This window comes from Amycolatopsis tucumanensis (assembly GCF_021654135.1).
GTDB lineage: Bacteria > Actinomycetota > Actinomycetes > Mycobacteriales > Pseudonocardiaceae > Amycolatopsis_E > Amycolatopsis_E tucumanensis.
In genome coordinates, this window is record NZ_JAKGSD010000006.1 from 129,043 (window position 1) to 152,151 (window position 23,109).

General features: G+C 71.3%; 25 protein-coding genes and 1 pseudogene. 8 read left to right on the forward strand and 18 right to left on the reverse strand.

Annotation, left to right across the window (positions count from 1 at the left end; translation table 11 throughout):
- Window positions 1–37: 37 nt before the first annotated feature.
- Window positions 38–808: a dioxygenase family protein gene (locus L2C96_RS09310; RefSeq protein ID WP_027935570.1), complete on the reverse strand. Its 771-nt coding sequence runs from the start codon at window positions 806–808 to the stop codon at window positions 38–40.
- Window positions 809–932: 124 nt separating this feature from the next.
- Here L2C96_RS09310 and L2C96_RS09315 point away from each other — a divergent pair, with 124 nt between their 5' ends.
- Window positions 933–1,304, forward strand: a complete 372-nt coding sequence (locus L2C96_RS09315; RefSeq protein ID WP_237335857.1) for a hypothetical protein — start codon at window positions 933–935, stop codon at window positions 1,302–1,304.
- Here L2C96_RS09315 and L2C96_RS09320 read toward each other — a convergent pair.
- Window positions 1,290–3,488 (reverse strand): excinuclease ABC subunit UvrA, encoded by a 2,199-nt coding sequence (locus L2C96_RS09320; RefSeq protein WP_237335858.1) that lies wholly within the window; start codon window positions 3,486–3,488, stop codon window positions 1,290–1,292. The genes L2C96_RS09315 and L2C96_RS09320 overlap by 15 nt on opposite strands.
- An 83-nt stretch (window positions 3,489–3,571) precedes the next feature.
- Here L2C96_RS09320 and L2C96_RS09325 point away from each other — a divergent pair.
- The 4 genes and pseudogenes from L2C96_RS09325 to L2C96_RS09340 all read left to right on the forward strand — a co-directional run.
- Window positions 3,572–3,658: pseudogene (locus tag L2C96_RS09325) on the forward strand (hypothetical protein); the annotation flags it as partial.
- A 50-nt stretch (window positions 3,659–3,708) separates the two neighbouring features.
- The gene (locus L2C96_RS09330) at window positions 3,709–4,503 is read left to right on the forward strand and encodes a helix-turn-helix transcriptional regulator (protein WP_237335859.1); all 795 of its coding nucleotides are present in this window, start codon (window positions 3,709–3,711) and stop codon (window positions 4,501–4,503) included.
- A gap of 4 nt (window positions 4,504–4,507) precedes the next feature.
- Complete coding sequence (locus tag L2C96_RS09335; RefSeq protein WP_237335860.1) at window positions 4,508–5,314, forward strand: helix-turn-helix domain-containing protein; 807 nt, start codon at window positions 4,508–4,510, stop codon at window positions 5,312–5,314.
- A complete protein-coding gene (locus tag L2C96_RS09340; protein ID WP_237335861.1) occupies window positions 5,280–5,696 on the forward strand; it encodes an acyl-CoA thioesterase in 417 nt (138 codons plus the stop codon). Before L2C96_RS09335 ends, L2C96_RS09340 begins: the two co-directional genes overlap by 35 nt.
- Here L2C96_RS09340 and L2C96_RS09345 read toward each other — a convergent pair.
- The 13 genes from L2C96_RS09345 to L2C96_RS09405 form a co-directional block, all read right to left on the reverse strand.
- Window positions 5,691–6,461, reverse strand: coding sequence for an alpha/beta fold hydrolase (locus L2C96_RS09345; RefSeq protein WP_237335862.1), 771 nt, complete (start codon window positions 6,459–6,461; stop codon window positions 5,691–5,693). The genes L2C96_RS09340 and L2C96_RS09345 overlap by 6 nt on opposite strands.
- Window positions 6,458–7,861: a replicative DNA helicase gene (dnaB, locus tag L2C96_RS09350; protein ID WP_017985894.1), complete on the reverse strand. Its 1,404-nt coding sequence runs from the start codon at window positions 7,859–7,861 to the stop codon at window positions 6,458–6,460. Before dnaB ends, L2C96_RS09345 begins: the two co-directional genes overlap by 4 nt.
- 443 nt (window positions 7,862–8,304) lie before the next feature.
- Window positions 8,305–9,093 carry an ESX secretion-associated protein EspG gene (locus tag L2C96_RS09355; protein WP_020416182.1) on the reverse strand — a complete coding sequence of 263 codons (789 nt, stop codon included), beginning with the start codon at window positions 9,091–9,093 and terminating at the stop codon, window positions 8,305–8,307.
- An 11-nt stretch (window positions 9,094–9,104) separates the two neighbouring features.
- A complete protein-coding gene (locus tag L2C96_RS09360; RefSeq protein WP_237335863.1) occupies window positions 9,105–10,391 on the reverse strand; it encodes a glycine zipper domain-containing protein in 1,287 nt (428 codons plus the stop codon).
- 30 nt (window positions 10,392–10,421) lie between these two features.
- Window positions 10,422–10,997, reverse strand: coding sequence for a DUF3558 domain-containing protein (locus L2C96_RS09365; RefSeq protein ID WP_237335864.1), 576 nt, complete (start codon window positions 10,995–10,997; stop codon window positions 10,422–10,424).
- Between the two features lie 2 nt (window positions 10,998–10,999).
- Window positions 11,000–11,392 carry a hypothetical protein gene (locus tag L2C96_RS09370; RefSeq protein WP_020423409.1) on the reverse strand — a complete coding sequence of 131 codons (393 nt, stop codon included), beginning with the start codon at window positions 11,390–11,392 and terminating at the stop codon, window positions 11,000–11,002.
- Window positions 11,393–11,539: 147 nt separating this feature from the next.
- Window positions 11,540–11,998 (reverse strand): 50S ribosomal protein L9, encoded by a 459-nt coding sequence (gene rplI / locus L2C96_RS09375; RefSeq protein WP_020423408.1) that lies wholly within the window; start codon window positions 11,996–11,998, stop codon window positions 11,540–11,542.
- Between the two features lie 14 nt (window positions 11,999–12,012).
- Entirely contained in the window at window positions 12,013–12,261 is a 249-nt protein-coding gene (rpsR, locus tag L2C96_RS09380; RefSeq protein WP_020423407.1) for a 30S ribosomal protein S18, read from the reverse strand.
- Window positions 12,262–12,296: 35 nt separating this feature from the next.
- Complete coding sequence (locus L2C96_RS09385) at window positions 12,297–12,788, reverse strand: single-stranded DNA-binding protein (protein ID WP_017985887.1); 492 nt, start codon at window positions 12,786–12,788, stop codon at window positions 12,297–12,299.
- A 12-nt stretch (window positions 12,789–12,800) separates the two neighbouring features.
- Window positions 12,801–13,124, reverse strand: coding sequence for a 30S ribosomal protein S6 (gene rpsF / locus L2C96_RS09390; RefSeq protein WP_020423406.1), 324 nt, complete (start codon window positions 13,122–13,124; stop codon window positions 12,801–12,803).
- Window positions 13,125–13,205: 81 nt separating this feature from the next.
- The gene (locus L2C96_RS09395) at window positions 13,206–14,144 is read right to left on the reverse strand and encodes a hypothetical protein (RefSeq protein ID WP_237335865.1); all 939 of its coding nucleotides are present in this window, start codon (window positions 14,142–14,144) and stop codon (window positions 13,206–13,208) included.
- A gap of 71 nt (window positions 14,145–14,215) precedes the next feature.
- The gene (locus tag L2C96_RS09400) at window positions 14,216–15,043 is read right to left on the reverse strand and encodes a hypothetical protein (protein WP_237335866.1); all 828 of its coding nucleotides are present in this window, start codon (window positions 15,041–15,043) and stop codon (window positions 14,216–14,218) included.
- A 109-nt stretch (window positions 15,044–15,152) separates the two neighbouring features.
- Entirely contained in the window at window positions 15,153–15,971 is an 819-nt protein-coding gene (locus L2C96_RS09405; RefSeq protein WP_237335867.1) for a hypothetical protein, read from the reverse strand.
- Between the two features lie 96 nt (window positions 15,972–16,067).
- Between L2C96_RS09405 and L2C96_RS09410 the strand changes: the two genes are divergently transcribed.
- The gene (locus L2C96_RS09410) at window positions 16,068–16,841 is read left to right on the forward strand and encodes a deoxyribonuclease IV (protein ID WP_237335868.1); all 774 of its coding nucleotides are present in this window, start codon (window positions 16,068–16,070) and stop codon (window positions 16,839–16,841) included.
- 44 nt (window positions 16,842–16,885) lie between these two features.
- Window positions 16,886–17,503, forward strand: coding sequence for a hypothetical protein (locus tag L2C96_RS09415; protein ID WP_084506232.1), 618 nt, complete (start codon window positions 16,886–16,888; stop codon window positions 17,501–17,503).
- A 2-nt stretch (window positions 17,504–17,505) separates the two neighbouring features.
- Here the strand turns inward: L2C96_RS09415 and L2C96_RS09420 are convergent, their stop codons facing one another.
- The 3 genes from L2C96_RS09420 to L2C96_RS09430 all read right to left on the reverse strand — a co-directional run bounded on the left by L2C96_RS09420 (window position 17,506) and on the right by L2C96_RS09430 (window position 22,309).
- Entirely contained in the window at window positions 17,506–19,053 is a 1,548-nt protein-coding gene (locus tag L2C96_RS09420) for a glycosyltransferase family 87 protein (protein ID WP_237335869.1), read from the reverse strand.
- Window positions 19,054–19,089: 36 nt separating this feature from the next.
- Window positions 19,090–21,714, reverse strand: coding sequence for a transglycosylase domain-containing protein (locus L2C96_RS09425; protein ID WP_237335870.1), 2,625 nt, complete (start codon window positions 21,712–21,714; stop codon window positions 19,090–19,092).
- 196 nt (window positions 21,715–21,910) lie between these two features.
- A complete protein-coding gene (locus L2C96_RS09430) occupies window positions 21,911–22,309 on the reverse strand; it encodes a DUF5318 family protein (protein ID WP_020423024.1) in 399 nt (132 codons plus the stop codon).
- A gap of 233 nt (window positions 22,310–22,542) precedes the next feature.
- Here L2C96_RS09430 and L2C96_RS09435 point away from each other — a divergent pair, with 233 nt between their 5' ends.
- A complete protein-coding gene (locus L2C96_RS09435; protein WP_017985876.1) occupies window positions 22,543–23,106 on the forward strand; it encodes a PadR family transcriptional regulator in 564 nt (187 codons plus the stop codon).
- Window positions 23,107–23,109: the final 3 nt, after the last annotated feature.

Here is a 23,109-nt window from a genome sequence, read left to right on the forward strand (position 1 = left end):
CGGGCCCGGTGGTGCTTCCGGGCCCGTTTTCCTTTTCTCAACCGATCTGCACGGACCGTTTCGCGAGGCCGTACCAGTAGCCGTCGATGACCGTTTCCGGCCTGGCGTCCTCGGAGCCGGCGCCGAGGCTGACGAACAACGGCGCGAAATGCTCGATGCGCGGGTGCGCGAGCGTCGCGGCAGGCGCCTTGTGGCGGAAGTCGAGCAGCGCGTCGATGTCGTTGGCGCGCAACGTTTCCGCGCCCCACTGGTCGAACTCGGTGGACCACTGCGGCGGGTTGCCGTCAACGCCGACGCCCATCGCGGAGAGGTTGTGCGTGAAGAACCCGCTGCCGATGATCAGCACGCCTTCGTCCCGCAGCGGCTTCAGCTTGCGGCCCAGCTCGAACAGCTTGTGCGGGTCCAGGGTCGGCATGGACATCTGCAGCACCGGCACGTCCGCGTCCGGGTACATCTCGACGAGCGGCACGTAGGCGCCGTGGTCGAGGCCGCGGTCGGGGGCCTCGTGCACCTCGGTGCCGGGGCCGGACAGCAGTTTCCGCACCTTCGCGGCCAGCTCGGGCGCGCCGGGAGCCGGGTATTTCACGGTGTAGTAGTGCTCGGGGAAGCCCCAGAAGTCGTAGACCAGCGGAACCGTCGTGGTCGCGCCGACGGTGACCGGCGCCTCCTCCCAGTGCGCCGAGACGACGAGGATCGCCTTGGGCTTGGGCAGGTTCGCCGACCAGTCGGCCAGCTGACGGGTCCACCGGGCGTCATCGGCGAGCGGCGGCGCGCCATGGCTCAGGTAGAGCACGGGAGTCGCACTCATCGCAGCCTCCATGTTTGAAAGTTCAACTACTAAGCTACCCGACGCGCTGGGGGCGCGCAGTATTCCCGGAGGCGGAACCGGTACAGAGTGGCCCTACCCGGACGGCGCGCGCCTATCCTGAGCCATGGCGGTGAACGTGGCGATCTACCTGGTCGTATGTGCCACGCCGCCGTTGCTGTTCTGGCTCGCGAGCAAGGCGCCCGCGGTGGCCGCCGCCCTCCGTCGCCGCCGCGAACCGGCGCCGACCGGCCTGCCCATCGAACGCCTCGCGGCGGACCTGCGCCGCGTGCACCGCTGCCTCGAAGACCTCGCCCCGGACGCGCCGATGCTGCGCCGCCGCGCGACGCACCAGGCCTACGACGCGCTGCTGGTCCAGGCCTGCACGGCACTCGGCCTGCAGCACTGGCTGGACTCGCTGCCCGAGGGCGTGGAGCGCGACATCGAGCGGCTGCGGGTGGAAGAGGCGCTGCGCCGCGCCGGGTTAGTCGTTCCCTGACAGCCGGGCCAGGTGCCGCCCGGTCTTCGACCCCGGCTGACGGGCCAGCTCCGCGGGTGGTCCCTGGAACAGCACCCGCCCGCCGTGCCTGCCCGCTCCGGGACCCAGGTCGACCACCCAGTCCGCCCTGGCGATCACGTCGAGGTTGTGCTCGATGACCACGACGGTCGAGCCGGCCGCCACCAGCCGCTCGAACAGCTCGACCAGGCCGGCGACGTCGGAGGGGTGCAGCCCGGTGGTGGGTTCGTCGAAAACGTAGGTCCGGCCGGGACGGGAAAGTTCGACGGCGAGCTTCAGGCGCTGGCGTTCCCCGCCGGACAGCGTGTTCAGGGGCTGCCCGAGCGACAGGTACCCGAGGCCGACGTCGACGAGCCGGTCCAGCACCGGCTCGTCGGGGAACACGCTCCGCGCGTCCCGCGCGGACAGGTCGAGCACCTCGCTGATCGTGTGACCGCGGTAGGTGTGGCGCAGGACGTCCTCGACGAACCGGCGTCCCTGGCATTCCTCGCACGTCGTGACCATCGGGTCGAGGAAGGCCAGGTCGGTGTAGATCACGCCGAGGCCGTTGCAGCGCGGGCAGGCCCCCTCCGAGTTGGCGCTGAACAGCGAGGCGCTGACCCCGTTCGCGGCGGCGAACCGCTGCCGGATGCCGTCGAGCATCCCGGTGAAGGTCGCCGGGCTCGACCGGCGCGATCCGCGGATCGGGCTCTGGTCGACCGACACCGCGTCCGGGACGAACCCGTGCACCAGCGTGCTCTTGCCGGACCCGGCCACGCCGGTGACGACCGTCAGCACACCCAGTGGGATGTCCGCGTCGACCCCACGCAGGTTGTGCCGCGTGGCGCCGCGGATCTCCAGGAACCGCTCAGCCGGTCGCGGGTTCTCCTTGATCCGCGGGCGGTGCCGCAGGTGGTGGCCGGTCGGCGTGTCCGCCAGCCCGGCGACCCCGCCCTGGTAGACCACCCGGCCACCGTCCTGCCCGGCGCCGGGTCCGAGGTCGATGACGTGGTCGGCCGCGGCGATCACGTCCGGGTCGTGCTCGACCACCAGGACGGTGTTCCCCTTGTCCCGCAGGCTCTTCAGCAGCGCGACCAGCTGGGTCACGTCGTCCGGGTGCAGCCCGACGCTCGGCTCGTCGAACACGTAGAGCATGCCGGTGAGGCTGCTGCCCAGGTGGCGCACCATCTTCACACGCTGCGACTCGCCGCCGGACAGGGTCGAGGTCGGGCGGTCCATCGTGAGGTAGCCGAGGCCGATCGACACGAGCCGCCGCAACTGCGCGACCAGCGCGGCGACCACCGGCTCCGGTTCGGTCAGCGTCCGCGCGAAGGCCAGCAGGTCCTCGGCCTCCATCGCGGCGCACTCGGCGATCGACCGTCCGTCCACTTTGGACGCCAGCGCCTCCGGCGACAGCCGCGCGCCGTGGCACTTCGGGCACGTCTCCTGGATGACGACCCGCTCGAAGGCCTCACGGGTGCGACCCTTCAGCGAGTCGGCGTCCTTCGGCAGCCAGATGCGTTCGAACCGCGGCAGCAGCCCTTCGTAGTTCGCGGACGGTGCGTCCGGCACGCCGTGCAGGAACGCGTCCCACTCCGCGGGCGTGTACTCGGCGAGCGGTTTGTCCAGGTCGAACAGGCCGGAGTCGGCGAAGGTGCGCCACATCCAACCGCCGGGCTGGAACGTGGGGAACCGGATCGCGCCCTCGTTGAGCGAGCGGCCGCGGTCGATGAGTTCGTCGACGACGATCGTCCGCGCGGTGCCCAGCCCGGTGCAGTGCGGGCACATCCCCTGGGGGTCGTTGAAGGAGAACGCGTTCGAGTACCCGGCGAACGGCCGGCCGGCGCGCGACCAGAGCAACCGCATCAGCGAATAGATGTCGGTGACCGTGCCGACCGTCGAACGTGGCCCGCCACCGAGGCGTTTCTGGTCCACCACGATCGCGGCGGGCAGGTTCTCGATCGCGTCCACGTCGGGCTGGCCGTAGCGGGGCAGCCGGTTGCGCACGAAGGTGGTGAACGTTTCGTTGAGCTGCCGCTGGGACTCGGCCGCGATCGTGTCGAAGACCAGCGACGACTTGCCCGACCCGGACACCCCGGTGACCACGGTGAACGCGTCCTTCGGCAGCGCGACGGTGAGGTCCCGGAGGTTGTGCTCGCGGGCGCCAACGACCCGGAGTTCAGTCATGCCGTCGACGCTAGGAACGATCGCGGCCACACCCTGGCCGCGATTCCTGCGACCATCGATCCGTGCACGGACCGAGCGCGCGGATGCTGGAGCTGCTGTCGTTGCTGCAGACCGGCCGCACCTGGAGTGGCGCTGATCTGACCGAGCGGCTGGGTGTCTCGCCGCGCACCCTGCGCCGGGACGTCGAACGGCTGCGCGAGCTGGGCTTCCCGGTGTCGTCGTGTCCGGGCCCGGCGGCCGCTACCAGCTCGCCGCCGGCCGCGCGATGCCCCCGCTGCTGCTCACCGACGAGGAGGCCGTGGCCACGGTCGTCGGGCTGCGGTTCGCGGCGCTGGCGCAGGTGGACGGCGCCACGGGCGCTGCCGACGGTGCGCTGCGGAAGCTGGAGCAGGTGCTGCCGTCGCGGTTGCGGTACCGGGTCGCGGCGGTGCTGGCTTCGACCGAGGCGGTCTCCCGGGCGGTGGGCCTGCTCGACCTGCGCGTGCTCCAGCTGCTGGCCACCGCCGCGCACGCCCACCAGGACGTGCGGTTCGGGTACACGACGCGCGCCGGGGAACGGAGCGAACGCCGGGCCGAGCCGTACCGCCAGGTGCTGCTGGGCAAGCGGTGGTACCTGCTGGCCTGGGACATCGACCGCCGCGACTGGCGGACCTTCCGGATCGACCGGATCACCGACGTGACCGTGTCCGGCACGACGTTCACCCCGCGCCCGCTGCCGCCGGACCCGGTGAGCTTCGTGCAGTCCAGCGCGAACTTCCCGCTCAGCAGGCACCGCGGGGTCGTCCGGTTCGACGCGCCGGTCTCCGTCGTGTCGGAGCGGCTGATGGCCGAAGCCGGCACGCTCGAGGCGCTCGACGAGCACAGCTGCCGGTTCGTCACACCCGTGGACTCGTGGGAGTGGCTGGCGGTGACCTTGCCGATGGTCGGCGTGCCGTACACCATCGAAGGTCCGCCGGAACTCGTCAAGCGGTCCCGCGAACTCGCCGACCGCATCCGTGCCGCGACGGGAGGGTGAGGCCGTGAGCGTTCCACTGCACCACCGCGCGGGTCCCTCGGTGTACCGCTCTCGCGCACCACACCCGGGCCTGCGGCCGGTGGTCGCCGCCGCTTGGGCGGGGAGGCCGGGCTGGGTCCGGGACATCCGCGTGTTGCCCGACGGGTGCGTCGATCTGGTGTGGGACGGGCGCGAGCTCTCGGCGGTCGTGACGCGGGACGTTGCCCTGCGTGTTCCGCTGCGCTCGTCGTGGTCGGCCGGTCTGCGGTTGCGCTGCGGTGTGGCCGGATCGCTGCTCGGGACCTCGATCGCGGACCTGCCCCCGGGCGCGACGCCGCTGCGGGAGCTGTGGCCGGAGGCCAGCGAGGACCGGTTCGCCGGCTGCACCACCCCGGCGCAAGCGCTTGCGGTGTTGGAAGACCTGGTCGGCGGGCGTGCGGCGGAGCCGGATCCGGTGGTGTCCGCGGCGGTCTCCCTGCTGTCCGGGGCCCGGGTGCCCGCGTTGGCGACCAGCACCGGGACGAGTGAGCGCGTGCTGCGCCGCCGGTTCACCCACGAGGTCGGCATGTCGCCGAAACGACTCCAGCGCGTGTTGCGGTTGCAGGCCTTCCTGGCCGGGTTGACGCCGGCGACCGCACTGGCCGCGGCCGCCGCCGAGCACGGTTACGCCGACCAGTCCCACCTCGGCCGGGAGACCCGACGGCTCACCGGCTCCTCGCCCGCCGAGCTGGTGCGCGGCCGGCGGCTGGCCGAAACGTTCCAGACTTCGGGGTCCGCCCGGCCGCAGGATCGTGGCCATGAGCTTCCGGCTGACGATCGCGGTGCGCACTGACGACCTCGACCTCAACGGGCACGTCCGCGGCCCGGCCTACCTCGCCTACGCCGACCACGCCCGGTGGGAGTGCCTGTGGGCGGCCGGGATCGACCCGGACCGGCTGCGGGAGAAGGACCTCGGGCCGGTCAACCTGGAGACCACGATCCGGTTCCGCCGCGAGCTGCGGGCCCGCGCGACGATCACGGTGACCACGGACTTCGCCTGGGGCCCCGGCAAGATCTCGCGGGTGGCGCAGGAGTTCCACGACCCGGACGGCGTGCTGGTGGCCGAGGTGACGAGCGTGTCCGGACTGCTCGACCTGACCCGGCGGCGACTGGTCGAGCAGCCCGGCGACTACTGGCGCGCGCTCGCGGCCCGGCCCGAGCTGCTCGGCCTATGAGGTGAGGAACTCGCCGATCGCGTGGCCGAGTTCGGGTTGCGCGACCGCGCTGAGGTGGTTGCCCGGCACGCTCACGTACCGCCCGTGCGGCAGGGCTGCCGCGAGGTCCGGCGCGGTCTTGTTGTGCGGGTCCTCGGTGCCGGCGACGACCAGCGTCGGCGTGTCGAGGCGTGCCAGGTCCGCGCGGGGCGTGTCGACCGAGGTGTCCAGGACGTGCAGCAGCGCGTCGCGGTCGCCGCCGATCTGCTTGAAGAACGCCTCCGCCCGCCACTCCGCAGTGCCGCGCTCGAAGGTGCCCAGGCCGGTGAGGACCTTGCGGAAGTGCGCGTTGCCGCCGCTGGTGTGCTCGATGCCGTGCAGCCCCATCCCGGCGACGACCGCCCGGCGCGGGCGGGCTCCGCGCACCAGCATGCGGATGGTCGTCCGGCCGCCCAGCGAGTAGCCGCCCAGGTCGTAGTCGGTCAGCCCGAGGTGCTCGACCAGGTCGAACGCGTCGTCGGCGAGCACGTCCGGCGGGTAGGCGCCCGGGTCGTGCGGCTTCGCGCTTTCGCCGTGGCCACGCAGGTCCGGGGTGATCACCCGGAACCCGAGCCCGGCGAGGTGCGCGGCGTGGCCGTAGCTGATCCAGTTGACCTGCGACGTGGAGAAGTAGCCGTGGATCAGCACCAACGGGCGCCCCGAACCGGTCTCCCGGTAGGCCAGCTCGGCTCCGTCGCGCGCGGTGAAGCGCCGGAGCGTGGTGCTGGCCGACTCCGGGCCGGTCAACTCTGGGCCAGGTCGGCGAACCGGCTGTAGTGCAGCTGGTGCGCGACGACGATCGTGCTGGTCGGGCCGGCGCGGTGCTTCGCCAGGATCAGGTCGGCCTCGCCCGCGCGCGGGTCGTCCCGCTCCCACGCGTCCGGCCGGTTGATCAGGATGACCATGTCGGCGTCCTGCTCCAGCGAGCCGGACTCACGCAGGTCGGACAGCATCGGGCGCTTGTCGGTGCGTTGTTCCGGACCGCGGTTCAGCTGGCTGATCGCGATCACCGGCACCTCGAGCTCCTTGGCCAGCAGCTTGAGCTGACGGGAGAACTCCGAGACCTCCTGCTGCCGCGACTCGACGCGCTTGCCCGACGTCATCAGCTGCATGTAGTCCAGGACCACGAGCTTGAGGTCGTTGCGCTGCTTGAGCCGCCGCGCCTTGGCGCGGATCTCCATCATCGTCATGTTCGGCGAGTCGTCGATGAACAGCGGCGCCTCGCTGATCTCGCTCATCCGCCGCGCCAGCCGGGTCCAGTCGTCGTCGGACATGCGGCCGCTGCGCATGTCGGCGAGCCGGATCCGGGCCTCCGCGGAGAGCATGCGCATGACGATCTCGATGCGGCTCATCTCCAGGGAGAAGATGACGCTGGTCATGCCGTGCTTGATGGAGCACGACCGCGCGAAGTCCAGGCCCAGTGTCGACTTGCCGACACCGGGACGCGCGGCGACGATGACCATCTGGCCGGGGTGCAGGCCGTTGGTCACCTCGTCGAGGTCGGCGAAGCCGGTCGGCACACCCTGCGACACCCCGCCGCGGGAGGCGATCGCGTCGATCTCGTCCATGGTCGGCTGGAGCAGTTCCTCCAGCGCCACGTAGTCCTCGCTGGTGCGCCGCTCGGTGACGTCGTAGATCGCGGCCTGCGCGCGGTCCACGACCTCGTCGATGTCGCCGCCGTCGTTCGCCGCGCCGTAGCCGTACTGCACGATCCGCGTGCCCGCCTCGACCAGGCGGCGCAGCACGGCCTTCTCCGCGACGATCTGCGCGTAGTAGCCGGCGTTGGCGGCGGTCGGCACGGTCGCGATCAGGGTGTGCAGGTAGGGCGCGCCGCCGACGCGGGCCAGTTCCCCACGGCGTTCCAGCTCGGCGGACACGGTGATCGGGTCGGCGGGCTCGCCGCGCGCGTAGAGGTCGAGGACGCAGTCGTAGACCGCCTGGTGCTTGGGCAGGTAGAAGTCGTTGGGCGAGAGCACCTCGACGACGTCGGCGATGGCGTCCTTGGACAGCAGCATGCCGCCGAGCACGGACTGCTCGGCCGGGATGTCCTGCGGCGGCTGACGGTCGAACTCGCCGTACCGCGGCCCAGGGTCCTCGGGCCCGGGATCGGACGGATAGGCCGGACCACGGTCGTCAGTCAGCGCCACCGCGCGGATACCTCCCAGACAGCGAACACCAGTTCGATTATGCCGGATCCCCGGCCGGAGTGTGGGACCGGCGCACCCGCGGGAACCGTGTCCCGCGGGCACCCAGTGCTACTACTCCGGCGGGCACCGTAGATCGCTCGGACGGACCAGTGCAAACCTGCTTGGGGACCGCTCTGTGGACAGCCTGTGGAGGAGCGGGGTCAACCAGTCACAGGCACGCCGCACCCTGTGGACAAGCTGGGGGCAACTCCGGGGACCGTCAGGAAAACCGCAGGTCAAACCCTGTGGGTAACCTGTGGAGAACTCTGGTGAAAAAACTTCGGCGTGTCGCCGGGAAGCCGATCTTCGGCGTGTCGCGGCCGAGTGCAGGCCTCGACCTGTGGATGAGCCTACGCACAGTAGAAGACCCCCCACTCGTCCGAGTGGGGGGTCCGGCGGGCCGATCAGCCCAGAGATCGAATCGCGTTGTGTAGTCGTTCACCGATCGCTTGCGGGGTGCCGGGAGTCAGCACGATCAACGACTCGCCGGTGCCCGGCCGCTCCTCCATCAGCCAGCGGCCCTCGGCCGTGTCGATGAAGTTCAGCGCGCGGTCGCACCGCTTGCGCGTGCCGGCCCGGGTGCGGGCGGCGGCGTACAGACTGCCGGCCGCGACCCGCGGCGCCTCGAGGATGCGCTTGATCTCCTTGCCAGGGTCGGCCACCGTCCGGCCGCCGCCGCGCATGATCGACACGTCCTCCCCGGACGAGCGGCGGCCACCGCCGTAGACCTCGCTCTTCGGCGCCACGATCGGGCTGCTGCCACCCGGCGGCACCCGGGGGATCTGGTCCAGGAACGCCGGGAGCAGCTGGTCCGGACGCTGCGGCCGCATCACCACGACGTCTTCCTTGATGTGCCGGGCGAGGACGAACCCGCCACCGGGGCCGCTGCCCGCGAGCACCGCGAAGTTCTGCGGCGCGTCGTCCGGGAACGAGCCCTCGAACCAGCCGTAGAACTCCACACCGGGTCGCGCGATCGACTCGATCATCGCGGCGAACTCGCGGTCCATGCCCCGCGGCCCCATCAGGCCGTGGTGTGTCAGCACAGCGTTGACCTGCTGATCGACGATCCGCTGGGCGGTCTCGTCGTACCAGGTCGGGGTGGGCGACAGCGTGTTGTGCGGTTCCGCACCCCGGCGCTGCAGCAGGTTGAGCAGCGTCGGGGTGGTGATCGTCAGCGGCCGGTTCACCGGCATGGTCCCGGGCCTCATTCGCCGATGACGGGCGGAGCCGTCAGCTCGTCGGTACCGAACAGCTCGTTCGGATCGTCACCCACCATGTACTTGTTCTCGTGCTCTTCGTCTTCCTCGCCGTTGCCGTGACCGCCGCGTCCGCCCATGCCCGGCGCCCCGGCCATGCCCGCGCGGCCCGCGCCACGGCCGGATCGCCCGCCCGCGCCACCGGCGCCCGCGCCGCCGGGCCCGGCACCCGTGCCCGCGGTCGCGCCCGTGCCGATCCCGGCTCCCGGCCCGAACCCGGCGCCGAACCCGGAGGCGCCGACGCCACCGCCACCCGCACCAGCGCCACCGCCGAGGCCGGCTCCGGCGCCGCCACCGGGACCGAACCCGCTGGTGGAGGACGGCGTGTAGCCCGCCGCCGTGGTCCCGTCGAAGGCCGGGTTGTACCCACCCGAACCGGTGCCCGGCGTGAAGCCGGCGGGGGTCGGGGTCTTCGGCACGGTGGCCGACGGGTTGGTCGAGTTGAACTGCGGAAGGTCACCGGTGCTGGCCGGCTTGAAGTCGCCGGGCATGCCCGACGCGCTGGGCATGTTGCCGGCGCCGCCGACCCCGCCGGGCACCCCGCCCGGGACGCCGCCGCCGGAGAAGACGTTGCCCTGCCACGCCGTGTACTGCGGCATCCCGCCCGCGTTGTTCATGCTGGCCTGGTAGTAGGCGTTGAACGCGTCGACGTTCGCCTTGCCGCGCTGGTTGTACTGCTCGATCTGCTCGTCGACGTCCGACATCGGGTTGATGCCGTCCAGGAAGTTGCCGTCCGGCGGCTGCGCCGGCACCTCCTGCACCTTGGACTTCACGGTGTCGAAGGCCGCGGCCTGGTCGTTGAGGTAGGTGTGGCTCTTGCCGAGGTTCGTGGCCGAGTCCTGCAGCCAGATGCCCAGCGGGTGCGCGCCGGCCTGCGCCTGACCGGAGGCCATGCCCTTCCAGGCGTTGTCCATCAGGTCGTTGATCTGCTGGATGAGCCGCCCGCGCTCCTCGTGCACGCTCTTCAGGCTGTTCGCCGCGTTGGCGCCCGTGACCAGCGAGGTCGCGTTGCCAGGGCTGATCTGCTCCCAGATCTGCCGCGCGTCGATGGTGCGGCCCGCGATGTTGGCCTCGTGGTGCTCCGCCTCGGGCGTGCTCATCAGGCCGACGAGACCGCCGACGACCGCGCCGACCCCGGCGCCGACCGCCGTGCCGACACCCGGGACGACCGATCCGACCGCCGCGCCGACGGCCGCGCCCGTGGCGACGCGCCCGACCGTGTAGTCGTCAACCATGGCTCCACCCCTCCTGCTGCCGAATCTGCATCACGCGTCCCCCTTCAGGTGCTGAACCATCGCGACGGCGACCTCTTCGACGATGGGACAAGGATTCGTGGCGTTGGGCCCGACGAGGATGCTCGACGTGACCCCGACCGCCAGCTGGTCGGTGACCCCGACCCACAGCGCGCACGAGCCGTTCGGCCGGAGGTCGGCGTTGTCCGCGTACACGGCCGGGTAGCCGGCGATGGTCGTCGGCTCGAAGTACTTCGACGCTCCCCTGGTGGCGTACACCCCGGTCAGGCCGTTCTCCTGCACCGCGAGCGGCGAAATGAAGATCTTGTTGGCGTCGTGCGCGGCCGACTGCCACTGGCACCGCGAACCGGTCTGGCCCGGGATGACCTCGCCCGGGGTGGCGAGCCCGATGGCGCTCGCCTGACCGTCCGACAGGCCCGCGCACGGGTTGCCGGTCAGCGCGTCGGCGGCCAGCGGGGCCGGCACCCGCAGCGACGGGTCGATCGACGGGGCCGTGCTCGGTGCGGCGGCGGTGCCACCGCTCGACGAGCAGGCGGTGAGGAGTGCGGCGGCAGCCACGGTGGCGCCCGCCAGGCACGTGCGGATCATGCTCAGACTTCCCGGTACCGGCCCACCGACTGGTGCGTCTCGGCCTCTTGCTCTTCGACGATGCCCGCGGCCTTCTCCAGCGCCGCGATGTAGTTCTGGACGTAGTCGACCATCCGCTGGTGCTGGAGCAGGAGGGTCTCGCCGGAGGCCTTGGCCGCCTTGTTGATGAAGTCGCCGCTGGCGAACTCCTTGCCGGGGGGCGCGACGCGCGCGACCGCCTGCGCGTTCGCCAGGTCCGTCTGGAGGTCGTCGCGCAGCTCTTTCCACTTGCTGATCACGCCGCGCACCTCGTCCGGGGAGAACTGGTACCCGCCAGGACTGCCGTTGCCGCCCACCTGGATCGGTGCCGGCGGCGGCACCTCCGTGAGCCGGTCGGTCGGCTTCTCACCGGTCATCGCCAGGAACCCCCTACGTTCTCGCCGGTCCGCGTTGATCGCCCGGATTGGATGCTAGCGCAGGCCACCCGGTTCCGGGCCCGAACAGGAAAAACCGGGCAGGTCCCGCGAGCTGCGGAAACCTGCCCGGTTCTCCGGTTCGACGACCTACTGGCCTGCCTTCACCTCGAGGCGGACCGAGGCCTGCACGTCGGGGTGCAGGCGCGCGTTCACCGAGTGCTTGCCGACGGTCTTGATGTGCCCGTCGGTCTCCAGGACGCGCTTGTCGAGCAGCGGGCCGCCCGCAGCCTTGATCGCGTTCGCGATGTCGGCGGTGGTGACCGAGCCGAACAGCTTCTTCGAGCCGGCGGCGGCCTTCGCGGTCAGCTCGACGGTGCCGAGACCCTCCAGCGCGGCCTTGACCTCACGAGCGTGGTCGAGGTCGCGGATGCGGCGGGACTCCTGCGCGCGGCGGATGGTCTGCACGTTCTTCTCGGCGCCCTTGGTGGCCTGGATGGCGTAGCCGCGGGGCAGCAGGAAGTTGCGCGCGTAGCCGTCCTTGACCTCGACGATGTCGCCGGGGCCGCCGAGGTTCGCCACGTCAGTGGTGAGGATGATCTTCGCCATGATGTGGTCCCTCCTCAGCGCGCGGTCGAGGTGTAGGGCAGCAGCGCCATCTCGCGGGAGTTCTTGACCGCGGTGGCGATGTCGCGCTGGTGCTGGCTGCAGTTGCCGGTCACCCGGCGGGCACGGATCTTGCCGCGGTCGGAGATGTACTTCCGCAGCAGGTTGGTGTCCTTGTAGTCGATGAGTTCCGGGTGGCCCTTCTGCTCGGCCTTGCAGAACACGCAGACCTTCTTCTTGGGCTTGCGGATGGGTGGCTTGGCCACGGTGATGCTCCTGGGAATTCAGTACGAGTGGTTGGTCAGAAGGGGGGCTCGTCGGCGAAACCGCCGCTGTCGCCCGCGGGCGGGGCGGAACCCCACGGGTCGTCGGCGGGGGCACCACCGCCGGTGTTCCCGCCGTAGCCGCCGCCACCGCCGCCGCTGCCGCGGCTGACCTTGTTCACCTTGGCGGTGGCGTAGCGCAGCGACGGACCGATCTCGTCGACCTCGAGCTCGACGACGGTCCGCTTCTCGCCTTCCTTGGTTTCGAACGACCGCTGCTTGAGGCGGCCCTGCACGACGACGCGGGCACCGCGCGTCAGGCTCTCCGCGACGTTCTCCGCCGCCTGCCGCCAGATGTTGCAGCGCAGGAACAGCGCCTCGCCGTCCTTCCACTCGCCGGACTGGCGGTCGAAGGTGCGCGGGGTGGACGCGACGGTGAAGTTCGCGACCGCGGCGCCGGACGGGGTGAACCGCAGCTCGGGGTCGGACGTCAGGTTGCCGACCACGGTGATGACGGTGTCTCCAGCCATGGGCTATCCGCCTCAGGCCTTCGCCGCGGCCTTGGCGGCCTTGCGCGGAACCGGCTTGCGGACGACCTTGGTGCGGAGCACGGTCTCCTGCAGCGACAGCTGCCGGTCGAGCTCCTTCACCGCGTCGGGCTCGCTGTTGAGGTCCAGCACGGCGTAGATGCCCTCGGCGTGCTTCTTGATCTCGTACGAGAGCCGGCGACGGCCCCACACGTCGACCTTCTCCACGCTTCCGCCGGACGTGCGGATCACGTTGAGGAACGTGTCCAGAGTCGGGGCGACCTTACGCTCGTCGAGCGTGGGGTCGAGGATGACCATCACCTCGTAATGGCGCGACACAACCACTCACCTCCTGTGGGCTTCACGGCCACGGGCTTTCCGTGGCAGGAGGGTTTGCCGGTTGTCGAGTGTACGTGGCGGCTACGACAGTTTGCGCAGCACCCAGGTCCGCACCAGCGCGGCGCTCACCCCGGCCAGCGCCACGACCGCCAGGAGCATCGGCAGCTGGACGTTGCCCGCGGCCGGCTCGCCGCCGATCGCGCTGGCGTTGCCCGCGTTGCGCACGTCCGCCTGGTCGCCGGCCGAGGTGGACTGGCCGCCCAGCACGCCGACCTGCGGCAGCGCCTGGTCGGGCAGCGTGGCCGAGGACGGGTAGAGCGCGCTCGGCGGCACCGCGACGCCGGCCACCCCGGGCACGGCGGCCGGGATGTTGCCGTAGTTGCGCGGCGGGGCGGTGGCCGATCCGGTGCCCGAGATGCCCGGGACGGTCGTGGCCGCCGGGGTGCCGGGCGCGGGTGCGGTCGTGCCGGGCTGCGAGGAGGGGAGGCCGGGCTGGGAGGAGGGGAGGCCGGGCTGGGAGTAGTTGTTCGCGTAGGTGGTCAGCCCGCAGTTGCCCGTGACCTTGTTCGTGATCGCGTCGAGGGTCTTCTTCTGCTGGTCGGCGCCGATGCCGAGGCCGACGGCGTACGGGTCGCCCGCGTTCTTCAGCGTGGTCGCGACGGCGGTGGCGATCGCGTCGCCCGCGATGGTGCCGGTGGCCGCGTTCGCCGGGATCTGGCCGACGGTGATCGCGCCCGCCTTGCTGACCGTGTCCGCGACCTTCTGCGGGTCCACGCCGTTGAGGTGCAGGAACCACTCCTGCTCCTGCGCGCCTGCCTTGACCACGCCCGCGAGGTCCTTGCCCTGCACGGCGACGCTGTCGCTGAGGGCGCCGATCACGGTGCCGGTGCACGCCTGCGACAGCACGGTGCTCGCCGACGCGGTGCCCGCGGACAGGAGCGAACCGCCGGCGATGGCCGCGGCGACGGCGGTGACGGTGAGCGCTCTACGGGTGGTCTTCATCAGGCCGGTGTTGCGCACGAGCGCGGACCTCCAGTGATCGCAGGCGTGTGCCCCCGGAAGGGATTAACGACGAGCGGACCCAAAGGATACTAAGCGGTAGCTCCGCGTAAGACCCACGAGCGTACGAGAGCGGCACTGACACCCGATAGAGCGACAACGGCGATGAGCATTGGTAGCGCGACGTTGCCGCCGCGGTCCGAACCGCCCGGCAACGCCTCGGCCTGGCCCGCGTTCTGCACCGCCTGGCCGGACTGCGCGGGCTGGCCGAGCGCGCCGTACTGCGGCGCGTAACCCGGGATCTGGCTGCCGTAGCGCAGGCCCGGCGAGGGCGCCCACAACGCGGACACCGCGAACGGCAGGCCCGCGTAGTTGCGCATCGGCGCGTACGCGCTGCCCGAGCCGAACGGCAGGAGGCTGAAGGCCGACGGATCGCCGGCCAGCACCGGGCTGGTCGACCCGGGGATCGCGGCCGGCGCGGCGCCCTCGGTGCGGCCGGGCGTGCCTCCCGGCGGGGTCTGCTGGTTGCCGCCGCCGCCCGGTGGGGTCTGCGGCTGCGGCTGGCTCGCACCGCCCCCGGTGAGGGCCTTGCCCGTCTGGTCCACCGTGCTGGTCAGACCGTTGGTGGTGCCCGCGACCGCGCCGTTGACCGCGCTCGCCGCCGGCGCGCCGACGACCGGCAGCGGTTCGACGACCGTGTCCACGACCTTGACGGTGATCTGGCAGAGCCCGCCGAGCAGGCCGCCGACGATCGAGGTCAGCCCGTCGGTGACGGTCTTCAGGCCGAGCGGGGTCTTGATGACGTCGCCGGGCTTGGCCGTCACGGTGTCGCCGCACTGTGCGCTGATCGTCTCCGCGCTCGCGGTCGCGGGCAGGGCGAGCGAGACCGATCCGGCCAGTGCGAAAGCGGCGGCGCCCACCGCGGCGGTCCTGCGTGTCCGACCCTGCATCTTCGTCCTCCAGCGCGTCGCTACTGGTTCCAACGAAGCTAGGGCAGGTGCGTGACGCCCGCACGCCGGAACGTGACCGTCAGGCGCGGCGCATCCAGGCGCGGGTCAGCGCGGCGGCCACGACCGCGAGCGCGAACACCGCGATGATCAGCGGCAACCGGGCCGGCGTCGTCGCCGACGGCATCGCCTCGGCGGTCCCGGAGTTCTGCGTGACCACCGGCGGCTCCGTCCCAGCCGGTGGGACGAGCCCGGGCGCGGCGGGCGCGACGACGCCGGGCCGGATCAGCGCCGACAGCGACGGCGTCAGCGGGACGATCCCGGACCCGGCCACCAGGCCGCCGGTGACGAACGACGCGGGCACGATCCCGCCGTCCGGGGTCGGGCCGCTGGGCGCGGGGGTCACGTCCTGGCCGGGCTGAGGCGCGCCGGGCGCGGGCTCGCCGGGTTCACCGGGCGCGGGTCGGCCGGGGGCGGGGTCGGACGGCGGGTCGAGCGGCTCGCCGGAGACGACGCTCTGCGTGGCCGCGGACAGGGTGTTCACCGTGCCCTGCACGCCGGGGCACAGCTGCTCGGCGGCCAGGTCGCCGACGACGGGCGCGTCCCCGACACCCAGCGCCTTCGTCAGGTCCGCGACCGGCAGCGCCAGCAGCGGGTCGCGCTGGTCCGGGCCGGTCGGGGCGGACTCGCTGCCGGTGCCGACGGTGAGCACACCGGGCTGGTCGAGCGGGGCGCCGACGTCGAGGGTGAGGGCATCGCCCGGCTCGTCCCGCAGCGTCGCCGCGCAGCTGCCGGCCAGCGCGGGATCGGCCTCCTCGGCGAACGCGCCCGGCGCGGCGAGCGTGGCCGACAGCGCCAGCACGAACCCGGCCACTCCGGCACGGCGCGCGGTCTTCCCCATGAGTCCCCCTCAGGTGTCACGGACCGCGCTCACGGTACTTCATAGCGTCCGCGAGGTTGGCGAGAACCGAGCCGATTCCGCCGGTAGCGTGGCCACATGCAGATCGGTGCGCACGTCCGTGACGACGACCCGCTGACCGCCGCGAAGGAACGCTCGGCCGACGTGGTGCAGTTCTTCCTGGCCGACCCGCAGGGCTGGAAGAAGCCCGTCGCGCAGCCGCCGCGGGCGGACATCGAGACGGCCGGGGTGGAGGTGTTCATCCACTCCCCCTACATCGTCAACGTGGCCTCCCTGAACAACCGGATCCGCATCCCGTCGCGCAAGCTGGCCGCCCAGCACGCGGCCGCCGCGGCGGAGATCGGCGCGAAGGGCCTGATCGTGCACGGCGGTCACGTCGGCCGCGGCGAGGACGTGGCCGAGGGCCTGGCGAACTGGCGCAAGCTGTTCGAACGGCAGGCGGCCGACGGCGGTTTCGCGGTGCCGATCCTGATCGAGAACACGGCGGGCGGCGACGGCGCGATGGCGCGGGAGATGGACGTGCTGGCGCGGCTGTGGGACGAGGTGGCCGAGTTCGGCGCCGGGTTCTGCCTGGACACCTGCCACGCGTTCGCCGCGGGCTGGGAGCTGGACGACGTGGTCGACAAGGTGCGGGCGATCACCGGCCGCATCGACCTGGTGCACCTGAACAACTCGCGCGACGAGTTCGCCTCCGGCCGGGACCGCCACGCGAACGTGGTGCACGGCGGCGGCACGATCGACCCGGAGGCGCTGGTGGCCGTCGCGGCGGCCGCGGGAGCGCCCGTGGTGGTCGAAACCCCGGCCGACGGCCAGGCCGACGACATCGCCTACCTGCGGGAGAAGCTCGGCTGACCCCTGCCATGATCGCGACCGCTGTCGTGATCGAGGGGGGAGAAGTGAAGAAGTTTCCGATCGTGCTGGCCGTCGGTGTGTGCCTGGTGGCTTCCGCGTGTTCGTCCAAGGGCCGGACGCCGCTGGACGACGCACCCAGCCCCGCGGCCGCCTTGCAGCAGCTGGACACGCTGGTCGTGGCGCCCGAGGACGTCGAGCTGCGGTACTACAGCTCCGACTGGGCGCAGTTCAAGGCCGCGCCGGACATGAAGCAGGGTTGCAGCGTCCGGGACCGGGTCCTGCGGCGGCAGGGCAGCGGGACGAAGGTCAAGGGGAGCTGCCGGATCACCGGCAAGTGGACCTCGCCCTACGACGGGCAGACCGTCAAGGTCGAATCGGGCATGGAGGTCGACCACGTGGTGGGCACCGCCGAGGCCAACCGGTCCGGCGTGCGCACCTGGTCGAAGGCCGACAAGGAGCGGTTCGGCAACGACGAGCGGTTCCTCGTCGCGGTGAGCAAGGGCAGCTACCAGCAGCGGAACGGCCAGGACCCGGCGCACTGGCTGCCCCGGGGCCACCGCTGCGAATACGCCGCGCTGTACGTGCAGGCCAAGGCCGCTTACCGGCTCACCGTCGACCAGGCCGAGAAGTCCGCATTGGCCGGCGTGCTGCGGGGCTGCTGATCTCAGACCGCGTGCCGGGCCCGGCGTCGCTGCAGCACCACCACGTCGCGGGCCCGGTCCAGCACCCCGCCCGCCGGGTCGTCGTCGCCCGCGGCGCGCACCAGGTCCTCGGCCGGGCGGTAGATCTCCCGCAGCACCAGCACGCACAGCCCGATCACGGCCAGGTCCCGCAGCGCGACGAACCCGAGGAACCAGTCCGGCGGCAGTCCCTTGTGGTTGGTGCCGAGGTAGTAGAACATCCGCGGCACCCACACCAGCGCGTCCAGCAGCATCCACCCGAGCAGCAGCCGCCACCGCGGGATCGCCAGCACCGCGAACGGCACGAGCCACAGCGAGTACTGCGGGCTCCACACCTTGTTGGTCAGCAGGAACGCGGCCACCACCAGGAAGCACAGCTGCGCCAGCCGCGGCCGCACCGGCGCGGACAGCCCGACGTAGGCGATCCCGGCGCAACAGGCCAGGAACAGCGTGCCGCTGACGATGTTCAGCCAGGTCGGCGTCTGCCCGGCCGCGAGCGGGCCGTCGAAGCCGGCCCAGCCGGTGAAGTAGGAGATCACGTTGTAGATCGAGTCCGGGTCCATCCCGCGTTGCGCGTTGAGCCGGAAGAACTCCTGCCAGCCCGCGTTCAGCGTGAGCGCGATCGGCAGGTTCACGGCCAGCCAGGTGCCGACGGCGGTGCCCGCGGTGACCGCCCACGGGCGCAGCTTCCCGGCGCGGATGCACAGGATGAGCAGCGGTCCGAGCAGGAACAACGGGTACAGCTTCGCGGCCGCGCCGAGCCCGATCAGCACCCCGGCGACCGCCGGTTTGCGCCGCGCCCACGCCAGCAGCCCGGTCGCGGCGAACGCGGTGGCCAGCGTGTCGAAGTTGGTGAACGCGTGCACCAGCACCAGCGGTGAGATCGCCGCCAGGCACGCGTCCCACGGTCTGCGGTTCGCGGTGCGGCCCACCGCCCACACCGTGACCAGCCAGGCCAGCGCGAGCCAGAACGCGGTGATGTTGAAGTAGATCGCCACCGGCAGCGCCCCGGGCAGCCACCCGGTGTCGGAGATCGCCTTCCAAGCCTGCGTGATCTTCGCGTTCGCCCACTGGAACAGCCCGGTCAGCACCGGGTACTCCATGTACCGCACGTGCGCGTTGGGCGTGCCGGCGTCGTCGATCCAGCTCGTCCGGTACGGGAACGTGCCGGGCTGGTCCAGCCGCTCGGCGCTGAACAGCGGCACGACGTCGCTGTAGCACATCGCGACGTACGGGCGGCCGGACCGCCAGTCCAGCTGGGTCTGCCCGTTGTCGTCGACGTACTGCTGGATGCAGCTGGCCTTGCCGAACCAGCACAGCATCAGCGCCAGCGTGGCCAGCGCCAGCCCGACCCGCTGCGGCGTCCAGAACCAGTGCCGCCCGACGGCCGCGTGCTCGCCGAGCGGTCCGCCGATCGGTCTGCTCGCGGCCGCGACCAGCGGATCGGTCCGGGACGGCGCGACCCGCTGACCGGCGTCGAGTGACGCCGGCGCGGGTTCGGCCGAGGTGGTCTCGTCGGTCGGGCTGGACACCCGCGCGATGTTACGGCCTCCGGCGTGAGCCGGGGATCAGCCGTTGTCGCGGGTGTTCGTCGGCCCGAAGTCGTCGCCGCCGGGGAACGTGAAGGTCGGCGTGTTCCGGCTCCGGCTCGTCGACGGCTCCGTGGACTCCGAGGTCGGCGGCGTCGACGGCGGGGGCGACGACGGCGTGCTGGAGTTCGTCGTGCTCGGCCTGCTGGACGACGGCTTCGTCGAGGACGACGCGTCGTCGCCGGCGGTCGCGCTCTTGCCGATCGGCGACACCGTCGGGAACTTCTCGCTGGGCTTGCCCCTGAGGTAGTCGTTCAGGAACTGCTGCCACATCTTGGCCGGCAGCCCGGTCGACGAAACCGCGTTGCCGTTCTTGTCCCGCAGCGGCGTGTTCTTGTCACTGCCGACCCAGGACGCGACCGAGACCGACGGCGTGTAGCCGACCATCCACACCTGCGAGTTGTCCTTTTCCGACCCGGAGCCGTTGCCGGCGCTGGCGTCGTACTGCTGGGTACCGGTCTTGCCGGCGCACTCGTGGCCGCTCGGGCAGCTCAGCTTCGAGAACTCGATGACCGGCTTGAGCGCGTTGGTCACGTTGCCCGCGATCTGCTTGCTCTTGTTGGCGTCACCCTCGGCGAACGCCGGCTTCGGGTTGCTCGACGGCTGGTACACGATGTCGCCGCCCGGCGTGGTCACCTTCTGCACGAAGTGCCGGTCCAGGTAGGTGCCGTTGTCGGCGATCGTCGCGTAGCCGGACGCCATGTCCAGCGGCGACGCGGCGGTCGAACCACCGCCGAGCGCGATGTTGTTGTCGACGGCCTTCAGCGAGGTGACCCCGGCCTCCTTCGCCGCTTCGGCGACGGCCTGCGGACCGGTCACGTTGGCGACCATGTCGAAGAACACGGTGTTGGTCGAGCGCATCGTCGCCTCGGCGACCGTGCACTCCTTCGAGCAGCTGTTGGACGCACCCGCGTTGTTGATGTAGCGCGGGTTGCCGTTGGGCAGCACGCCGAACTGGCGGTGGGTGGTGCCGTCGAACGTCTCGCCGAGGCCCTTCCCCATCTTCAGGAACGCGACCAGGTCGAACGTCTTGAACGACGACCCCGGGTTGCGTGCCGTGTTGGCCCAGTCGATGTAGTCGGTCTTGTCGTTCGGGCCGCCGTAGTAGGCGATGACGCCGCGGGTCTTCGGGTCGACCGCGACCAGCGCCTTCTTCAGCTCCGCGGGCTGCCCCTGCATCACGTCGTTGACGGCCTTCTCGGCCAGCCGCTGCGCGTTGGGGTCGATCGTCGTGTAGACGTTGTAGCCGTTGGCCTGGATCTTCTCCTTGGAGTAGCCCGCGGCCTCCAGTTCGGCCTCCACCTGCGCCTGGATGAAGGCGTTGTTGCCGGTGATGGCCTGCGGCTTGGTCTGGTCCTTCGGCAGCGGCGTCGGGTACTGGGCGGACTGGCGGTCGGCCTGCGTGATCCAGTTGTACTTGAGCATCTGGTCCATCACGTAGTTCCAGCGCCACGTGGTGTACTCGGCGTTCTCCGACTTGCCGGGGCCCTGGATCATGCCGGCCAGCAGCGCCGCCTCGGACTGGGTCAGCTCGGCCGAGGTCTTGTTGAAGTACGCGTGCGCCGCCGCCTCGATGCCGTACGCGCCACGTCCGAAGTAGACGATGTTCAAGTAGGCCGTGATGATGTCCTCTTTGGACTGCGTCTGGTTCATCTTGAACGACTTGACCAGCTCGGTCGCCTTGCGGGTGAGCGTGGGCGCCTCGTTCTCGGTGGCCTTCTTGATGTACTGCTGCGAGATGGTCGAACCACCGCCGGAGCCGCCGGTCAGGTTGTTGTAGACCGCGCCGAGGATGCCCATCACGTCGAAGCCGTTGTTGGTCTCGAACGTCGCGTCCTCGGCCGCGTACACGGCGTGCTTGACGGTGTCCGGGATCTGGCCTGGCTTGAGGATCTGGCGGTTGCCGCTGTCCGGGATCTCCTTGCCCATGACGGAGCCGTCGCTGTAGTAGTAGGTCACCACCTGGTCCTGCTGGGCCAGGACCTCCTCCGGCGTCGGCACGTCGACCAGGAAGTAGGCGATCGTGAACGCGATCGCGGGCAGCACCACGAACACGCCGAAGAAGGCGTACAGGGTGCGCCGGATGATCTTCCAGCGCCGCTTCTTGCGCTGCTTCGGCGTCAGGGCCGCCTTGCCCTTCTTCCCCTTCCCGGTCTCCTCGGGCGCGTCGTCCTCGGGACCGGAGTCGTTCAGGGGCTCGTCGACGTAGTCGTCGTAGTCGTCGTGGTACCCGCCGGCGTGCAGCTCGGCGTGGGTGAGCAGGCCGGGCTCGGAGTCGCCCATGCCGGGACGGCGGCCGGCCGCGCCCGCGGCGGCACCGGCGCCGGCAGCCGCGGCGGCCGGGCCCGCGGGCGGGCGGTAGCGGCCACGCATCGGCCGGTCGGCCGGGTTCTGGGGACCACCGTTCTGGGGTCCACCGTTCGGGGGCGGCGGACCGGGACGGCGCGGCGGCGGTGGCGGAGGCATCCGGTTGCCCGCGGGCGGGACGCGGCGGGCGCCACGCGGGACGTCCGGGTCCTGGCCGCCCGGCCAGCCGGGGCCACCGCCCTCGCCGGGCCACTGCGGGCCCTGCGGGCCACGGGCCTGCGGGCGCTGGGGAGGCACGGGCCGCCGCGGTGGTTCGTCACCGCTCGGCCAGGCCGGGCCGCCGCCCTCGCGCGGCCACTGGGCACGACGGGGTTCATCAGGCTCCTGACCAGGCCAGGAGCGATTGCGGTGGTCGTTCACGAGTGAGCCTCCCAGACCGGCGGTACACCGGGCGCCGTTCTGTGATCGAGTGCCAGCGCTGCGCTACGTCCCCTCACTGCCCGGCCGTCCTCCGGGACGGGCCGTGCGGGGTTCCGTTGCCCGAGACGTACGAACGCACCAGGTGGTTCCAGCGGCACGTCCGGCACACCTCCACCACATGGACGTTGAACTCCCCGACCAGGTTGGCCAGGCGGGCCAGTTCCGTCGGTGTCCTCGCCGAGCCGGAGACGTGCTTGAGCTGTTCCCCGAACACCCAGGACACGTTCGTCAGGCCGTCCTTCCCGCACAGCGGGCAGGGGGCGTCGCTCGGTTCGCCGTGGAACCGGGCAGCTCTGAGCAGGTACGGATCGGCGTCGCAGACGTCGCGCGTGCCGACACGACCGGAGCGGACGCCGGCCAGCAGCGCACGGCGCTGCAGGGCGTAGTCCACCACCTGTCGCTGGTTCTGCACGGTGACAGAGTACGTGGCCGTCGTGTGTCCGCCATGAGCTGTGCGGACTAACGGTCTGGACCGCGTGTGCGACACGCCGACCTTTCGATAACGCTCTGGTGAACATCACGGGTGTGGTTCAGGGCGCATTGGGTGATCGTTGGTGTTGGCTACACCACTTCGATGTATCGGCCCGATATAATTCGGCGTTAGGTTGCCGGAGTGTCGTGGAAGTCCTCGAAAGGGGGTGCACCGTGCTGGAGTTCGCCATCCTGGGGCTGCTGCACGAGGCACCGATGCACGGCTACGTGCTGCGCAAACGGCTGCACGACACGCTCGGCATGTTCCGCACCTTCTCGTACGGCTCGCTGTACCCGACCTTGCGCCGGTTGCAGCGGGCGGGGTTCATCGAAGAGGCCGACAGTGACGTCGGGGGAGCCGGAGAGCCCGTCAAGGGCTGGGGCCGGCGGGCTCGGACGGTGTACAAGCTCACAGCGGAGGGTAAGGAGCACTTCGCGAAGCTGCTCGTCGACGCCGGGCCGCAGACCTGGGAGGACGAAGGGTTCGGGGTCCACCTGGCCTTCTTCTCCCGGACACCGGCCGATGTCAGGATGCGGATCCTGGAGGGCAGGCGCCGCCGGGTCGAGGAACGCCGTGAAGGACTCCGGGCGGCGCTCGCCCGGGCCGAGGAGAAGATCGACCGGTACACGCGTGAGCTGCACCGCCTGGGGCTGGAGAGCAGCGAGCGCGAGGTGCGCTGGCTGAACGAACTGATCGCGCACGAGCAGGACGAGCAGAACCGCGGGCTTCAGAGCTGAGAC

Bases quoted from the DNA above. Each gene is read 5' to 3' on its own strand.
- L2C96_RS09320 (WP_237335858.1), bottom strand. From the start codon at position 3,488: ATGACTGAACTCCGGGTCGTTGGCGCCCGCGAGCACAACCTCCGGGAC.
- rplI (WP_020423408.1), bottom strand. From the start codon at position 11,998: ATGGCGAAGATCATCCTCACCACTGACGTGGCGAACCTCGGCGGCCCC.
- L2C96_RS09405 (WP_237335867.1), bottom strand. From the start codon at position 15,971: ATGGGGAAGACCGCGCGCCGTGCCGGAGTGGCCGGGTTCGTGCTGGCG.
- L2C96_RS09385 (WP_017985887.1), bottom strand. From the start codon at position 12,788: ATGGCTGGAGACACCGTCATCACCGTGGTCGGCAACCTGACGTCCGAC.
- L2C96_RS09315 (WP_237335857.1), top strand. From the start codon at position 933: ATGGCGGTGAACGTGGCGATCTACCTGGTCGTATGTGCCACGCCGCCG.
- L2C96_RS09310 (WP_027935570.1), bottom strand. From the start codon at position 808: ATGAGTGCGACTCCCGTGCTCTACCTGAGCCATGGCGCGCCGCCGCTC.
- L2C96_RS09370 (WP_020423409.1), bottom strand. From the start codon at position 11,392: ATGACCGGTGAGAAGCCGACCGACCGGCTCACGGAGGTGCCGCCGCCG.
- L2C96_RS09360 (WP_237335863.1), bottom strand. From the start codon at position 10,391: ATGGTTGACGACTACACGGTCGGGCGCGTCGCCACGGGCGCGGCCGTC.
- L2C96_RS09355 (WP_020416182.1), bottom strand. From the start codon at position 9,093: ATGCCGGTGAACCGGCCGCTGACGATCACCACCCCGACGCTGCTCAAC.
- L2C96_RS09365 (WP_237335864.1), bottom strand. From the start codon at position 10,997: ATGATCCGCACGTGCCTGGCGGGCGCCACCGTGGCTGCCGCCGCACTC.
- L2C96_RS09410 (WP_237335868.1), top strand. From the start codon at position 16,068: ATGCAGATCGGTGCGCACGTCCGTGACGACGACCCGCTGACCGCCGCG.
- L2C96_RS09340 (WP_237335861.1), top strand. From the start codon at position 5,280: ATGAGCTTCCGGCTGACGATCGCGGTGCGCACTGACGACCTCGACCTC.